1 protein-coding gene is annotated in these 534 nt (G+C 62.7%); it reads left to right on the top strand.

The window, feature by feature from the left end:
* Positions 1 to 38: 38 nt before the first annotated feature.
* Positions 39 to 534: DcrB-related protein (locus F2P45_RS34530; protein WP_223164923.1), on the top strand; the 496-nt coding region annotated here is incomplete at its 3' end.

Below are 534 nucleotides of genomic sequence, written 5' to 3'. Positions count from 1 at the left end.
TCGCCCCAAAGAGAACCAAGATGAAAGAACCGTCAAGCATGCCATACCATACCAATCACGCGACCTTCGAGCTGCCGGCGCAGCTCAAGGACAAGACCATGCACATGTTCACGCTGGCCGACGAGGGACCGAGCGAGTTCAGCGTGGTGATGTCGCATGCGGATGCGCAAGGGGACGACTCGCTGGTCAATTTCGCCGACCGGCTCGTCGCCGAACTGGGCAATTCCTTACCCGATTTCCGCTTGCTGAACCGAGCGGAACGCACGCTGGACGAGACGCCGGCCATCGAGCTCGCGTACCGCTGGCGCAGCGCCGGGCACCTGATGCACCAGCGCCAGGTGATCACCATGCTGCCGCGCACCGAAGCGGGCGAGGTGAAGGCGATGCTGATCGCCGCGACTTGCCTGAGCCAGTTCACCGACGAGTGGAATGCCAGCTTCGATGGAATGCTGGCAAGCGTCAAGCTGCGCCACAAGAAGGCGCCGGCAGTAAAAGAGGTCGCAAGTTCGGCGCCGGCGATCGCGTCGACCGTGT

Source organism: Massilia mucilaginosa (assembly GCF_011682145.1).
Taxonomy (GTDB): Bacteria; Pseudomonadota; Gammaproteobacteria; order Burkholderiales; family Burkholderiaceae_D; genus Telluria_A; species Telluria_A mucilaginosa.
Note: the sequence above shows the minus strand (reverse complement) of the source record. Positions and strands in the feature narration are given on the sequence as shown.